The organism is Brevundimonas sp. A19_0 (assembly GCF_017744255.1).
Taxonomy (GTDB): Bacteria; Pseudomonadota; Alphaproteobacteria; order Caulobacterales; family Caulobacteraceae; genus Brevundimonas.
Genome location: NZ_JAGHQP010000006.1, coordinates 24,322 through 38,572, shown reverse-complemented (window position 1 = coordinate 38,572; position 14,251 = coordinate 24,322). Strand labels below are relative to the sequence as shown.

General features: G+C 65.3%; 18 protein-coding genes. 8 read left to right on the top strand and 10 right to left on the bottom strand.

All coding sequences use genetic code 11. The features are described from left to right. Positions 1-74 precede the first annotated feature (74 nt). Complete coding sequence (locus J7346_RS07770; RefSeq protein ID WP_209119340.1) at positions 75-311, top strand: helix-turn-helix transcriptional regulator; 237 nt, start codon at positions 75-77, stop codon at positions 309-311. Positions 312-851: 540 nt separating this feature from the next. Here J7346_RS07770 and J7346_RS07765 read toward each other — a convergent pair. After that, positions 852-1,289, bottom strand: coding sequence for a hypothetical protein (locus J7346_RS07765; protein ID WP_209119339.1), 438 nt, complete (start codon positions 1,287-1,289; stop codon positions 852-854). After that, entirely contained in the window at positions 1,286-2,989 is a 1,704-nt protein-coding gene (locus J7346_RS07760; RefSeq protein ID WP_209119338.1) for a hypothetical protein, read from the bottom strand. Before J7346_RS07760 ends, J7346_RS07765 begins: the two co-directional genes overlap by 4 nt. A gap of 399 nt (positions 2,990-3,388) precedes the next feature. On the opposite strand from J7346_RS07760, the gene J7346_RS07755 reads away from it, so the two are divergent. Together J7346_RS07755 and J7346_RS07750 are read left to right on the top strand one after the other, a co-directional pair. Continuing rightward, positions 3,389-3,724, top strand: coding sequence for a helix-turn-helix transcriptional regulator (locus tag J7346_RS07755; RefSeq protein ID WP_209119337.1), 336 nt, complete (start codon positions 3,389-3,391; stop codon positions 3,722-3,724). Continuing rightward, positions 3,717-4,964, top strand: a complete 1,248-nt coding sequence (locus tag J7346_RS07750; protein WP_209119336.1) for a HipA domain-containing protein — start codon at positions 3,717-3,719, stop codon at positions 4,962-4,964. Before J7346_RS07755 ends, J7346_RS07750 begins: the two co-directional genes overlap by 8 nt. Before the next feature lie 367 nt (positions 4,965-5,331). Here J7346_RS07750 and J7346_RS07745 read toward each other — a convergent pair whose 3' ends face one another. From J7346_RS07745 to J7346_RS07725, 5 genes are read right to left on the bottom strand one after another with little or no spacing between them, the layout of a single operon-like run. Further along, positions 5,332-6,126, bottom strand: coding sequence for a sulfite exporter TauE/SafE family protein (locus J7346_RS07745; RefSeq protein ID WP_209119335.1), 795 nt, complete (start codon positions 6,124-6,126; stop codon positions 5,332-5,334). A gap of 27 nt (positions 6,127-6,153) precedes the next feature. Then, positions 6,154-6,561, bottom strand: coding sequence for a TIGR01244 family sulfur transferase (locus J7346_RS07740; RefSeq protein WP_209119334.1), 408 nt, complete (start codon positions 6,559-6,561; stop codon positions 6,154-6,156). Next, complete coding sequence (locus tag J7346_RS07735) at positions 6,548-6,994, bottom strand: DUF6691 family protein (protein ID WP_209119333.1); 447 nt, start codon at positions 6,992-6,994, stop codon at positions 6,548-6,550. Before J7346_RS07735 ends, J7346_RS07740 begins: the two co-directional genes overlap by 14 nt. Before the next feature lies 1 nt (position 6,995). Then, positions 6,996-7,424, bottom strand: a complete 429-nt coding sequence (locus tag J7346_RS07730) for a YeeE/YedE thiosulfate transporter family protein (protein ID WP_209119332.1) — start codon at positions 7,422-7,424, stop codon at positions 6,996-6,998. Continuing rightward, positions 7,421-8,350 (bottom strand): MBL fold metallo-hydrolase, encoded by a 930-nt coding sequence (locus tag J7346_RS07725; protein WP_209119331.1) that lies wholly within the window; start codon positions 8,348-8,350, stop codon positions 7,421-7,423. Before J7346_RS07725 ends, J7346_RS07730 begins: the two co-directional genes overlap by 4 nt. A 75-nt stretch (positions 8,351-8,425) precedes the next feature. On the opposite strand from J7346_RS07725, the gene J7346_RS07720 reads away from it, so the two are divergent. After that, the gene (locus tag J7346_RS07720; protein WP_245157725.1) at positions 8,426-8,797 is read left to right on the top strand and encodes a metalloregulator ArsR/SmtB family transcription factor; all 372 of its coding nucleotides are present in this window, start codon (positions 8,426-8,428) and stop codon (positions 8,795-8,797) included. Here J7346_RS07720 and J7346_RS07715 read toward each other — a convergent pair. After that, positions 8,745-10,226: a S41 family peptidase gene (locus J7346_RS07715; RefSeq protein ID WP_209119330.1), complete on the bottom strand. Its 1,482-nt coding sequence runs from the start codon at positions 10,224-10,226 to the stop codon at positions 8,745-8,747. The genes J7346_RS07720 and J7346_RS07715 overlap by 53 nt on opposite strands. Positions 10,227-10,307: 81 nt before the next feature. Continuing rightward, positions 10,308-11,378: an AraC family transcriptional regulator gene (locus tag J7346_RS07710; RefSeq protein WP_209119329.1), complete on the bottom strand. Its 1,071-nt coding sequence runs from the start codon at positions 11,376-11,378 to the stop codon at positions 10,308-10,310. Between the two features lie 120 nt (positions 11,379-11,498). On the opposite strand from J7346_RS07710, the gene J7346_RS07705 reads away from it, so the two are divergent. Next, positions 11,499-11,846, top strand: coding sequence for an ArsC family reductase (locus J7346_RS07705; protein ID WP_209119328.1), 348 nt, complete (start codon positions 11,499-11,501; stop codon positions 11,844-11,846). Here J7346_RS07705 and J7346_RS07700 read toward each other — a convergent pair. Next, positions 11,843-12,655 carry an endonuclease/exonuclease/phosphatase family protein gene (locus J7346_RS07700; RefSeq protein WP_209119327.1) on the bottom strand — a complete coding sequence of 271 codons (813 nt, stop codon included), beginning with the start codon at positions 12,653-12,655 and terminating at the stop codon, positions 11,843-11,845. The genes J7346_RS07705 and J7346_RS07700 overlap by 4 nt on opposite strands. A 137-nt stretch (positions 12,656-12,792) precedes the next feature. Here J7346_RS07700 and J7346_RS07695 point away from each other — a divergent pair, with 137 nt between their 5' ends. Genes J7346_RS07695 through J7346_RS07685 form a run of 3 tightly spaced genes read left to right on the top strand, consistent with a single transcriptional unit; the run spans position 12,793 to position 14,187 of the window. Then, positions 12,793-13,191 (top strand): DUF6249 domain-containing protein, encoded by a 399-nt coding sequence (locus J7346_RS07695; protein ID WP_209119326.1) that lies wholly within the window; start codon positions 12,793-12,795, stop codon positions 13,189-13,191. 26 nt (positions 13,192-13,217) lie between these two features. After that, positions 13,218-13,781 (top strand): sigma-70 family RNA polymerase sigma factor, encoded by a 564-nt coding sequence (locus tag J7346_RS07690; RefSeq protein ID WP_209119325.1) that lies wholly within the window; start codon positions 13,218-13,220, stop codon positions 13,779-13,781. Continuing rightward, the gene (locus J7346_RS07685) at positions 13,768-14,187 is read left to right on the top strand and encodes a hypothetical protein (protein WP_209119324.1); all 420 of its coding nucleotides are present in this window, start codon (positions 13,768-13,770) and stop codon (positions 14,185-14,187) included. Before J7346_RS07690 ends, J7346_RS07685 begins: the two co-directional genes overlap by 14 nt. Positions 14,188-14,251 lie beyond the last annotated feature (64 nt).

The window sequence follows — 14,251 nt, the reverse complement described above, 5'->3', positions numbered from 1 at the left end:
CGCAAGACTCTGACGTTGCTTGCAAAACCGACGCGATTTACGGGGAGTGGGGCGCAACCATGAGGTTATGCTCCATGCGTCTGGAACCCATCCCGAACCCTAAAGAACCCTTGGCGCTCAGCCAGCGCGAGGCCGAATGCCTGGCCTGGGTCAGCCGCGGCAAAAGCTCCTCCGACATCGGCGCCATTCTTGGGCTATCTCCGCGAACGGTCGACAGCTACCTCGAAAAAGCCTGCGCCAAGCTGCGCGTCCGCACCCGGATCGAAGCGGTCGCGCTGGCGGTCCGCACGGGTCTGATCGATCCGGTCTGACGGGGGAGGGGGCGGGCCTGGAACTTCTGTACGGAAGCCCGGCGTTTCACAGCCGATCGCCGCCGACGCCGAAGCGTCCCCTGGCTCAAGATCGACCGCTATCGTTCCGGAACCCGCCGCCGCCTTCCTACCACGAGCCTCACGGATGCACATGCAGTGAGCGGAACCCGCAACTATTCGCCCACGGCGAGGGCCTGCGTGGCGAACTCCTCGGTGCTCGGGGTCTGGGTTAGAGATCGAAGATCTCGGGCCGCTTCGTCGACGAGCCGTCGGCCGAACAAAAGCACTTCGTCCCAACCCGTGGGTTCTAAGTGGGAAAGCTGTTCGTAGAAGACCCTATTGGTCTCGACCACAGACGCCGACCAAACGCCACCACGATCGCCAGACCGGATGCGCGAGATTTCGGCCATCTCAACTTCTATGGCTTGCTTCGGGGTCAAACCCCTGGGTCGGTAAAGGTCGACGAAATACTGCAGGTTGTCGCGCAGAAAAGCGTCGATGCCAGAGATGGCTGGGGGTCGATAGCCGCAGGGAGGCATGTCAAAGGCCCGTATGATGTTTGATGGTCTGAACCCCCTTGAAAAGGGCTCGGAACTGACTGAGGGCCAGCACGATAATCGGCGCATAAGTCAACAGTTGGACCATCTTAGACGGAAGCTCGTCCCCATCAAGCGCGACAGCAATATAGAACATTGCCCCCCCGATCAGGAACATCGTGAGGAATGCGCTGACGGACTCCTTGACGGAGGCGACGATGGCGGTCGCGAACTCTCGGCATGGAAAGTCCGACCTCAGGTTCTGGGGATTGATGCGATAAACCCAGATCGCGAACACCAGTCCCGAAACAAGTATCGCCAGATGGATGGTAGTCAGGATGGAGTTCGGCCCAAAAAGAAAGTGGAGGATTTCACCGAAGGCTTCGTCGGTCGACGCAATCTGACTCTGATGCGTAAGTGATGTTTGCGGAGGCAAGCTCATAGCGCTGCTCCCGCCGCTGTGTCCGTCAAGGCAGGACGCCGGCGCCAGCCGCCAAGGGCTAGATAGACGAGGCTTGAGGTTCCCACTGCCAGCCACGGACTAAGTTCGTAGGCGGCTTCTGCTGACCCAATGGCGAGCGGGGTGAGCGCACCAAGGCAGCCGACAATCATTGCCAGAGTCCGGGCAATGTGAGCGCCCCCTCGGCCAATCACGAGCCCAACGACGATCGGCACCATTGCGAGTTGGAAGGACCAACAGATGTAGAGCACTGCATCCACGCGATCGTTCGCTAAGGCGGATATTGCCAAATAGAAGGCGAGCTGAATAGCAACTACAATAACCGTCACAAATCGGGCAACGAGGAGCGCGTGCTGGCCCCCGAATCCCCCAAGGATGTCTTGCTGTATAGTGAACGATGTTGCCGCTACCAGCGAATCCAATGTCGAAAACATTATCCCGACAAGGGCGGCGACAAACACGAAGGCGAGTATGCCTGCGTGCGCGGAAGGCAACGTGCCAACCATCTTCAGAAAGCTTGAAAGTAGGCTATATGCATCCGATCCAGGTAGTAGCTGGCCAAGGAAAACCCCGAAAAGAACAGCTATTACCCAAGTCATACCGCTACACACACCGCCGGTAATCACGTTCCCTCGCAAAATTTTTGCGGCAGCTTTCAAATCGGAATTGTCGACTGCAAGCGATAGCAATCTCTGCCATTGGGTGACGTCGACGAACTGATACAGGGCATTCGCGATGAACAAGCTAACCGTTGCTAGCAAGGTGAACCCGAAGGAGAACTGACTTGAGGCGAAGGTGATTAGATCTGGCGACAGAGGGGCCGAACCCAACGCCCTATATGACGCGGCGGCGGAGAGGCCGAAGGAAATAATACCGACAAGGATGGATGTGATCCCTAGAAAATCGGCAGTGGTGCGGGGCCCTGTCTTCGGATCGAAATCCTTCAGATATCGCCTAACTTCAAGATCATACCTGACCTTTAGGATGGCGATCACGGACGCCGCCAGTAGGCCTGACAAACTAACCCAAAGCGCAAACCCGGCGCCAACACGCTCAAGGAAGAGAATTAGGGCCCCCGAAAACGCCGCGCAAAAGCCCCCGTACCCGATAGTCATTTGCAGTTGATCCAGTCGAACGACTCCTGGAAAGCCGCTACGGATCATGTAAACGAGGCTTACGAACAGGAAGGCGAGCGCAAGTCCTGCCCCAGATGCTGGACTCCAGGACGGTACACTTGCGGCGATCGACCGCCCGACAGTGAAAGCCTCGAACATCGCCGGACCGGCTAGGCCCACTAGTGTCATCAGAGCAGCGGTGATGCAGACGGAGCGAGCTTTGTTGTGATCCGCGAGGAAGCCGTGCAGTGTCCTAAAGGCTGTGTCCGCTGCGAAACGCTGAAGGAAGGTGTCAGAAAGCGCCCAGCTGAACAGGAAATATCCGGCTATCCAAAATATCGGTACGATAAGAGCTGCGAGCCCGTAGATATACCCCCAAGTTGCGAAGAGGGCGATCGCTGCGACCTGTAGGCCGTACATTATAGAACTATCGACGACGTCCGCTGGGTTCAGTCGCCGAGCGCCAAATTGATAGTCCTCCACGCCGGCTAGGCGCGGTGTGAACAGAGTCACTAGGATATACAGTAGCGGCCCGACCATTAGGCCGGCCATGATCCAAGCAAGCATTGACGCCCCCGCTATGTACCGCCAGCACCAATTCCAACGATGACACCGGAGATCGCGTTGGGCAACCGGTGATCGTTGAAGGTGAGTGCGGGGCGAGTTTGACAGTGACCCGCTACAAGGCTGCTCACCCTCGATGCGCGGGAAGGTCCATCTCGTCAGCAATCACCGCTAATCTGGGCGCGTCGCCCGCAAGGTGTGGCGCGTCTGGGCATCGGGCCGTCATGACAGGCGTAGGCATCGTCGCTATCCGTGATCGACGTGGATGATCGACCCGCACGGTGCCTTCTGCACAAAGCCGGCGACTGGCGGCACTCGGCTCGCTTCGCAACTGCCGAGCCATCTAGAAATATGTAATCTTCGTGCTACATATTGGCGCAATATGTAGCGTGAAGATCGCAAATGCCGACGCCCCATCAGCCTCCAGCCGCCGTTCGGCGCGCCCTGCGCAAGCTCGGCGCGGATATCCACGACGCCCGCCGCCGCCGCCGTTTGCCGATGGCGGTCGTGGCCGAGCGCGCCTTCACTTCGCGCTCGACCCTGCAGAAGGTGGAGGCCGGCGACACCGGCGTCAGCATCGGCATCTATGCCGCCGTGCTGCAGGCGCTTGGCCTGCTGGATGGCCTGGGTCAGGTCGCCGACATCGCCAACGACAGCGTCGGCCAGGCATTGGCCAGCGCGGAATTGCCCCGTCACGTCCACCTCAAGCGGCCGAGGGGGGCGGGCCGGGATGCCTGACTTCGAAGTGCACATCGATCTGGAGGGCAGGGTGCGTCCGGTCGGCCGGGCGCGGAGCAACCGTGTGCGGGGCGCCGAGACCATCCTTTTCGAATACGAAGAGGCATGGCTCCAGGATGCGGACCGGTTTTCGCTGGAGCCGGCGCTGACCCTCACCCGCGGCGCCTTCGCGCCTCCCGCCGGGGCGGCGACGTTCGGCTCGATCGGCGATTCCGCGCCCGACACCTGGGGACGCCGCCTGATGCAACGGGCCGAACGCCGGCTCGCCGCCCGCGAGGGCCGCGCCGTGCGCACCCTGTCAGAAAGCGACTACCTGCTCGGCGTCGCCGACGAGACGCGGCTCGGGGCCCTTCGGTTCCGCTGGGTCGGAGAGGAGGCCTTCCAGGCGCCGATCCGTGCCGGGGTGCCGGCCCTGATCGAGCTCGGACGGCTGCTCCAGATCACCGAGCGGATTCTCCGCGACGAGGAGACCGACGAAGATCTCCAACTCATCTTCGCCCCAGGCTCCTCGCTCGGCGGCGCGCGCCCGAAGGCCTCGGTGATCGACCAGCACGGTCGTCTCGCCATCGCCAAGTTCCCGAAGGAGACGGATGACTACAGCGTCGAGACTTGGGAGGCGATCGCGCTGCGGCTGGCCGGCTTGGCCGGTCTTGTCACGCCTGAGTACAGCCTGATCGATGTCGCGGGAAAGCCGGTCTTGCTGTCGCGACGCTTCGACCGTGACGGCGCGGTCCGCATCCCATTCCTATCGGCGATGGCGATGATGGGCGCCAGGGACGGTGAACGCGGGAGCTATCCCGAGGTCGTCGATGTGCTCACACGGCACGGCGCCCAGGCCAAGACGGACGCTCACGCCCTCTATCGGCGCGTAGCGTTCAATGTGCTGATCTCGAACGTCGACGATCACCTCCGGAACCACGGCTTCCTGTGGCTAGGCAAGGCCGGCTGGTCGCTGGCGCCGGCCTACGACCTCAATCCGGTCCCCACCGACCTTAAGGCGCGGGTGCTGACCACCAACATCGATCTCGACGAAGGCACCTGCTCGCTCGACCTGCTCGAAGCCGCGGCGGAATATTTCGCCCTCACGTTGGCGCAGGCCCGTGAGATCATCAAAGAGGTGGCGACCGTCACCGCGACATGGCGCGAGGTCGCCAGAGCCGCCGGCGCCCGGCCGGCGGAGATCAACCGCATGGCCAGCGCTTTCGAGCATGACGACCTGAACCAGGCCCTGGCGCTGTAGCGACTGGTCACGCGCGCCGCTCCTTGGGGAGGCGGAGCACCCACTCGTTTGAGGATGTGCGACGTCCATTCGGATCATCGATGATGCGCCAACCAGGATCGACCGGAGCATATTTTTCGATAGTATGGATACTTCGATGATCGAGAGAAGCCGATTCCCTATTCAAGCTTCACGAGGTCTGACCGCCGAAATAGGTCTCGAATGATAGCGTCATCACGCACATTTTATACCTCCTATATTTCCCAACTAAATCAACACCTAAGTATTTGTTCGTCCTTCTGGTCGGCGCCGGTGTCGGTATTGACGAAAAAATACCCGCAAGATCAATATGTTGCGGGATTTCGAGTAATCGAGTGGGAATAGGGCGCTAGACCCCGGTCCCCAGCGCGCCGACGCTGCGGTACAGCATATAGGCGGCGACGACGAAGATCAGGGTCGCAAAAACGGCGTTGAGCGCGCCCTTGTGGCTGGAGAGGGTCTTGGCCAGCCCTGCGCCAAGCATGCCACCGGCGATCCCGCCGGCCAGGAAGACGCCGGCCAGCGGCCAGTCGACCCAGCCGGACAGGGCATAGTTGGCGGCCGTCGTCAGGCCGAAGGCGGTGACCCCGACCAGCGATGAGCCGACGGCGTAAAAGATCGGCATGCGGGTGGCGTACATCAGGCTGGGCACGATCAGGAAACCCCCGCCAATGCCGAAGAAGCCGGACAGGATGCCGGTGGCCGCGCCGGTGCCGAGCAGCTTCGGCGCATTGCCCCGGGTGAGGGTGACATCGGGATCGCCCTCGCCCTTGCGGCCGCGCAGCATGAGGACACCGACGATCACCATCAGGATGGCGAAGAGGGCCAGCAGCTTCTGGCCGTCAAAGGCCTTGCCGAGCGAGGAGCCGAGCAACGCACCGAAGACCCCGGCGAGGGCGAACAGGCCGGCGATCTTCCACTTCACGGTGCCGTGGCGGGCATGGTTGACCAGATTGGCGGCGGCATTGGCGGCGACCGCCAGCGCGCTGGTCCCGATCGCCAGGTGCGGCTCCTTGACCCCGACCAGATAGACGATCAGCGGCACGGCGAGGATCGATCCGCCGCCGCCGACAAGGCCGAGCGAGAAGCCGACCAGCGACCCGGCGGCCGCGCCGAGTCCGTACTGCAGCAGGGAAAGGTCCACAGAAGGTGTCCTTGGAAGGGGCCGGCCCTAGAGGCGTGAGCGCAGGCCGGAAAGGTCGTAGCCGGCCTCGCGGGCGGCGTTGATCAGGGTGTGCGGGTCCGACTGCGGTGCGCGGGCCAGCGCCCAGAGCATGGCGGTGCGGGTGCCGCTGCGGCAGAAGCCGAAGATGGGAGCGGGCAGGGTGTCGAGCGCCTCGGCCATGGCCGCGACGTCGTCCGGACCGATGTTGCCGCCGGTGACGGGGATGTGTCGGAAGGCCAGTCCGTGCTTGTCGGCTGCAGCTTTCATCTCGGCCGCGGTGGGCTGACCCGGATCCTCGCCGTCGGGCCGGTTGGAGATGACCGAACGGAAGCCGGCCGCCGCGATGATCTCGAGCTCCTCGGGAGCCACCTGGGGCGAGGTGCTGAGGGTGTCGTCCAGTTTACGGCCTGCCATGGGGGGCTCCTTGAAGTGTGGGCACGAGGGTCGGGAGGAAGTGGAACAGGGCCATGCCTGCGAGCATGGCGGCAACGAAGACCACGCCCTGCCAGGCGCCGGTCGTCAGCGAAGCGAGGGCAGGCCCGGGGCACAGGCCGACGAGGCCCCAGCCGACGCCGAACAGGACAGCCCCGCCGATCAGCGGGCGATCGATCCGGCGGCTGGTCGGAATGGCGAAGTCTTCTGCCAGCATCGGGGCGTGCATGCGACGGTGGACCAGATAGGCGAGGCCGGACGGGATCAGGGCGCCGCCCATGACAAAGGCCAGCGCGGGGTCCCAGTCGCCGGTCACGTCCAGGAAGGCCAGCACCCGGGCCGGGTTGACCATGTCGGAGACGATCATGCCGGCGCCGAACAGGACGCCACAGAGAATGGCGATGAGCAGGCGCATCCTACAGCCCTCCGATCAGGTGGCGGGTGACGAAGACGGTCACGGCCGCCGTCCCCATGAACAGGGCGGTGGCCGCCAGCGACCGGGGAGACAGGCGGGCGATGCCGCAGACTCCGTGCCCGCTGGTGCAGCCGGAGCCCCACCGCGTGCCGAACCCCACCAGCAGGCCGCCGATGATCAGCAGCGGAAGGCTGCTGGTCACGATCACCTCCGGGCGACGGATCAGGGCACCGGCCAGCAGCGCCCCGCCCAGCAAGCCGCCGAGGAAGCCCAGGCTGAGTTCGCGGGGGCCGCTACCGCCCAGCCGCAGACCACTGGCCATCAGGCCGGATACGCCGGCGATGCGCCCGTGCATCAGCAGGAACAGCCCCGCTGAGGCCCCGATCAGCAGGCCGCCGGTCAGGGGCCAGATGAAGGACAGCTCGCTCACAGCAGGTTCAACGGCAGTTTGAGATAGCGGGTGCCGTTGGCCTCCGGCTCGGGCGGGCGCCCACCGTTCATATTGACCTGGACCGAGGGCAGGATCAGGCGCGGCATGGCCAGCGTCGCGTCGCGCTGGGTGCGCATGGCGACGAACTCGTCCTCGCTGATGCCCTCGCGCACATGGATGTTGCCCGTACGCTCGGCGCCGATGGTGGTCTCCCAGGCGAACTCGGTCCGGCCCGGGGGGGCCTTGTAGTCGTGGCACAGGAACAGACGCGCCTCGTCCGGCAGGCTGAGCAGCCGGTGGATCGAGCGATAGAGGGTGCGGGCATCCCCGCCGGGGAAGTCGCAGCGCGCGGTGCCATAGTCCGGCATGAACAGGGTATCGCCCGGGAAGATGGCATCGCCGATCACATAGGCCAGACAGGCCGGGGTGTGGCCGGGCACGTGCAGGACGGTGGCGTCCAGCGAACCGACGGTGAAGCGATCCCCGTCATTGAACAACTGGTCGAACTGGCTGCCGTCGCGGCGAAATTCGGTGCCTTCGTTGAAGATCTTTCCGAACACGTCCTGCACGGTCAGGATCTCGTGGCCGATGGCGAGACGCCCGCCCAGCTTTTCCTGAAGATAGGGCGCGGCCGACAGGTGATCGGCGTGGGCGTGGGTTTCCAGAATCCAGTCGACCGTCAGGTCCTGGGCCTCGACATACGCGATCAGGGCATCGGCCGAGGCGTGGGACGTCCGCCCCGAGGCCTGGTCGAAGTCGAGCACGCTGTCGATCAGCGCCGCGCGGCGGGTCGCAGGGTCGTGGACGACGTGACTGATGGTGAAGGTGGCCTCGTCGAAGAAGGATTTCACGACAGGGCGTTTGACGGAATCGGCCAGGGCGGCTTCGATGATGGAAGCGGCGTGGTCGCGGGCGGGGTCCGACATCGGCAATCTCCGTTCAGTGGAGTCCCGATATAAACAGTTTCATAATTACTGCAAGTATGTAATTATGTGGACGTGATGACGCACCAACCCCATATGTCCGACATGACCGTTGACACCCTGCCGCCCCCGGATTTCGAGGCCATGGCCCGCCTGAAGGAAAAGGCCCCCGAGGCCGCTGACCTGTTGCGTCAGCTGGCCAATCCGACGCGTCTGCTGATCCTGTGCCACGTCACCCGCCAGGAGCGGGCCGTGGGCGAAATGGAGCGGGACCTTGGCCTGAAACAGCCGGGTCTGTCGCAGCAACTGGCCGAGCTGCGTCAGGCCGGTCTGGTCAAGACGCGACGCGAGTCGCGCTCCATCTACTATTCGATCGCCGACGAGCGGGTGCAGGGCATCATGGGCATGCTGCACGACATCTTCTGCGCCGAGCCGGTCGGCGACCTGTGATCCAGGCCGTGGCGGCGGCGAGCACGGGATCGGCGCCCGCCGCGATATCGTCGGGCGTCCGGGCGATCTCGACATCTGGAAGCACCCCGCGATCCGGCTGCGGAGTCTTCGGGAAATAACCGATCAACGGCAGGTCGAACTCAAGGCCGCTTTCCGGCAGGCGCACGAAGAACATGGCGCCGGCATTGATGCCGCGCAGGTTCCCCCCGGTCTGCTCTCCGAACAGCCTCGCGAGGCCGAACTGCTTGACCCGCTGCGCAAAGTTGAAGGTGGCAGAGCTGTTGTGGCTGTCGCAGAGGATTGCCGTCGGCACTCCGGCCAGTGAGCCACGCGCCGCGATCCGATCGGCCGGCCGCTCCGGCGGATAACCGAAGAAGCCCCCTTCAAGCGGAACGCCCTGTTCGCCGAGCGTCCGGAAGCCCGGAGAAAAGGTCTCGAAATAGGCGTCCATATCGGGCGGGGAGCGGCGGAAGCGGACGCGGGGCTCATAGGTGTCGAGCACCAGATCCTGTGTCGTCAGCTGGGCAAGGATTTCATCGCCGCAGTTCAGCCCGCCCTCGTTCCGGCGAACGTCGACGATCAGCCCTCGGGCGTCACCCAGACCGTCCAGCTTGCCCGTCAGCCAGCCGCGCCAGTCCCAGCTGCCCCGGTAGACCACCCAGGTCGGCATGGTCAGGAGAGCAATGCCGTCGTCGCCGACGGTCCAGGACCAGAGGGGCTGGTCCCCCGGCGGGGGTGGGGGCGACATGGACAGGCGGTCCTCAAAGGAAGACGCCGGGACATCCACGACAGCGTGGGCTCCGTCCGGGCGGCGGATCTCCAGCACGAACCGTCCCGCCGAGGGCGGATGCAGCAGGCCCTGGAACACGTCGAAGGCGGGGTAGGGCTCTCCCGGCGTGACGGAGAGCTGGGCCCGGCGCTTGCCGTCATTGCTGCCGTCCGCCCGCGTGTAGGGCCACAGGTCGGCGAGCACGGCCGACGCATGCCTGCCGTTCAGGGTGAGGACTTCGGTGCCCCGTGGCAGCATGTCCGTGCCGCTGTGGTCCGAGGTGATGATCATCCGGTCGCCCCTCCATACAAACAGGAAGGGCAGGCGGGTCGCCCGGCGGATGACCTGCTGCTCTACGGTCTCCGACTGGTTATAGAGATTGCAGTGAGTGTGGCCGCACTTCAGTGTGCCCAGCAGGGCGGACAGGGCCAGAAACCGCGCCTCGATCGCGGGGCGGGCCTCCCATTCGGCCTCGAACGCCTGAAGTCTCTGCTCCAGTCGGGCGGGCGTGTTGTAGCGCAGGGCCCCCGGGTGGATCGCGATGGCCTGCCGGATGATCTCAAGGTCCGGAGACGCCCGACCGCGCGCCACGGCACGGGCGCCAGGGAGCATCGTGCCCAGACCGGCAGCGCCAAGGGCAAGGAAATGTCGTCGTCTCATGGAAAGCCTCCCGGGTTGAGGGGGAAGCTGTGGAGGCGACCGGCGGCTGCGGCGCCTCAGAGCTTGAAAGCTGTCAGAATTTCAGCGTTTGAGCCGTTGCCGGTAGGCCGAGGGCGAGCAGCCGAATTGGTGCTGGAAGGCCCGGTTGAAGGTGGCCTTTGAGGCAAACCCGGCTTCGAGCGCCAGGTCGAGCAGGCTGTCCTTGCGACCCTCGTCCAGCATGGCGGCCACGATGCGGCTGCGCTCCTGATTGACGAAGTCCGAGAAGCTGGTCCGGAGCCCCTCGTTCAGCGCCCGGGACAGATAGGAGGTGTTGGTGCCGAGATGCTGGGCCAGCGCCGAGAGGGTCAGTCCGGGATCGCGCACCCATCCCGCCGCCTCGATCTGCCGACGGTAGTCTTCGCCCAGGGCCCGCCAGTCGCGGCCAGGTCTCGGCGGCGGAGGGGGCTGCCCTGCCGGAAAGGTTGGCACCGGTTGACTGCCGGTGCGCCATCCCTCCACGCCGAGATAGAGGGCCACCCCGGCAATGGCGATGTGAAGGCCCATCAGGCCCTCGTAGCCGAGCGGGCGGACGGCGCCCCACACCTTGTGTCCAAGGGTGAGCAGTAGCAGCAGGCCGACGGCGGCGATGGCCCGTGCCAGCCAGTGGGCGGCGTAGCGCGCCGGGTCGCTTCGCTGTTCAAGGAGGACCTGACGGTACCGGCTGAGGGCCCGGTACGAGAGCCAGCTGTATCCCGCCAGACCTGCAACAAGGCCCACGTCCGCGAGGAGGGCCGTGCCCGGCACCGGACCGGTGAGCGCCGGCAGCACCTTCAGTGCCGCCTGCAACAGGGCGGGGACGAGGTGCAGTCCGAACCGGGACGGCAGGTGTCCGGTCGTCAGGGCGACCGTGTAGATCCACAGGAGCGGCATTACGGCCAGCGACAGCGAAAAGGGCACATGGCTGAGCCCGGGCCACCGATCATAGAAGCCGGCGAACCCGATCATCCACGGGGTCACGATCCCGGCCAGGACAAGCAGGAGCCCTGCCAGCGCCCGGTTGGCAAGCCGATTGTGCAGGGCTCCCGCAAGGCCGAAGATGAGCGGGATCAACGGCGCAAGGGCCGTCAGCAGAACCGCGCTTCTCCATCCGAAGACCAGACCGTCCACCATGGTTCGGACATAGCTGCACCGGCGGCCGGGGGCGAGGTGAATCGGTACGCGACGGGCAAGAGGTGGTCGGGACCCTTCGGAGGCGGCAGGATCGCGCCCCGTGATTCACAGGAGCTCCCCATGACCCTCACCCTCTACGGCATTCCCAATTGCGACACGGTCAAGAAGGCGCGGGTCTGGCTGGACGGGGAAGGGCATGCCTACGCCTTCCACGACTACAAGAAGGCGGGGATCGACGAGGGGCGCCTGCGCGGCTGGGTGGATCAGGTGGGCTGGGAAAGGCTGCTCAACCGCGCCGGCACCACGTTTCGGAAGCTGCCCGACGCGGACAAGGCCTACCTGAATGCTGACAAGGCGGTGGCGCTGATGCTGGCCCAGCCTTCGATGATCAAGCGGCCGGTGGTCGAGACGGGCAGGACGCTGCTGGTCGGGTTCAAGCCGGACGAGTGGAAGTCCGCGCTGGGCTAGACGCCGACAAACCGGGCCATCTTGGCGAAGTGGTCCGAGGGCCAGACATCGCCGACCGGCTGATCGCCGAGAATGGCGGCCTCTACCGGGCGGAACGCGCCGGCATCGTACAGGATGTGGTCGATCTGGACCGAGCGGTGGCCGAGCGCGGTGTTGAGCGTGGTTCGGTCGGCCTGATCGGGGTGGACGGTGCGCAGGGCTTCGGAGAAGCGGGCGCGGAGGGGCGCCATTTCCGGATTGTCGAGCGGCGCATTGAGGTCGCCGGTCAGGATCAGCGGCACGCCGTCGTTCGGCAGCCACTCCAGCAGATGGGCGATCTGGCGGGCCCGGATCGCGCCGCCCTCGGGCGTGTGATGGAAATGGGTATTGGCGAAGTCGACGACGCGACCGTCGGCCGTCCGGCAGCGGATGCGCTGGGCTGTGCGGTAGTCATCGAGGGGCTCCAGCTTGACCCAGTCGTAGTCAATTATCGGCAGCCGGGAGAGCAGGGCATTGCCATAGCGCCGCGGGCGGTCCGCGTCGTCGACCGAGCTGAAGACCATCTGCATGCCCAGCCGGTCGGCCAAGGTCTGCGCCTGATTGGGCAGGGCGGCGCCATCCTGGAGGATCTCCTGAAGGCCGATGACATCCGCGTTTGCGGCGCGCAGGGTGGCCTCGACCAGCGGCAGGCGGGCGGGCCAGTCACCCTGGTCGTGCCAGATGTTGAAGGTGGCGACGGTGGGCCCCGCGGCATTGCGGGACGGCAGGCCGGCACAGGCGGCGAACGACAGGGCGGGCAGGGCGGCAAGAAGCCGGCGGCGCGTGGTCATGAGGGGAGCCTTTCCGGTCGGCCGTGCCAACCTTACGAAGATTTCACCCGGGGCATCGCATCTGTTCAACCCTGTCGGCGCCTCTTCCCCCATAGAAGCCGGGAACATTCTGTTTCAGGCCCCTGAGAGGATTAGTCATGGAAGACTTCATTCCCGTCGTGGCCATTCTGGCGGTGTTCGGCACTATCACGGCCATTGTTGTCGGACCGAGCTGGCTGAAGAGCCGCGAACGCCGCGAGATTCAGGCCACGGTCAGGACCGCGATCGACAAGGGTCAGCCCCTGCCGCCGGAAGTGATCGACGCCCTGAGCAAGGACATCACCAAGAACCTGCCGTCGCGCACCCGGGACATCCGCCGCGGCGTGATGTGGCTGGCCGTCGGGATCGGCATCGCCGGGTTCGGCCTGGTCCAGGACCTGGGCGATCGCAACTGGAGCGACAACGTCGGTGACGGCATGCTGGCCTTCGCCGTGATCCCGGCCACCATCGGCCTGGCCTTCCTGGTGCTGAGCTTCTTCAACAAAAACGTGGACTGAGGTCGGGATCCGAGGGGACGAATGTCATGACCCGATCCGGCCTGTCCGACCGGCACGATGTAGAGCTGGCCGCCCTGGCGGCGGCCAGCGACCGCGCGGCCTTCGGTGAACTGGTGCGCCGGCACTCCTCGTCGGTCCGCGCCCTGCTTCGCCGGATGGGGGCGCAGCCCGCCCTGGCCGACGATATTGCGCAGGACGCCTTCATCGTCGCCTTCGAGCGGAGTGCCGAATTTCGCGGGGAGGGGACTTTCTCCGCCTGGGTCCGGCGTATCGCGGCGCGGCTCTATCTGAAGCGGCGCGACAGGGAAGCCCGCTATGTCTCCGAAGATGCGGCCGGGGACGAGGCGGTCAGCGTCGACCCACTCGGGCGGTTCGACCTGGATGCGGCCCTGCAGACCCTGAGTGAGGTGGAGCGTCTGTGCGTCTCCCTCGGTCACGGCGCCGGCATGACCCATCCGGAGATCGCGACTGCCCTAAATCTGCCGCTTGGAACGGTGAAGTCTCATGTCAAACGTGGTCTGGATAAACTCCGCCAGATCCTCGATCCGGGGATGGGCGAAAGCGGGGGGGCGTCACATGTCAGCGGATGAGTTCGACCCCTTCATCGAGCGCGCCTTCGAGCGCGCGGCCCCGATGGCCGACACCCCCCTGTTCGTGGCCAGTGTCGAGACGCGACTGCAGTCCGGTGCCCGTTGGCGCGCCGCCGGCTTGGGTGTCGCCGGAGCCGTGGGCGGTGTGCTGGCGCTCCGGGAAATGCTGAGCCTGGATGTCGATCTCTCCGGTGCCGAAACCGTGCCGGGCGTCCAGATGGCGGAATCGGCCTCCCGCTCGGTCAATATGGATCTTGCGACCGCGATCCACGGGGTTCTGGACAGCTGGGGCGTGGCAGACCTGACGCTCGGCGGCATGGGCAGCATGCAGATGTTCTGGATCGCCGCCGGCGCGCTGGTCGCCCTGGCGCTCGCCGGAGCGGTGCGCCTGTCGCAGGACGTCTGAGCGGCGGGTGACGCCGCGGGCGTCCGGGGCTATGCTGCACCGCAAAAGCCGACCGGGAGCCCAC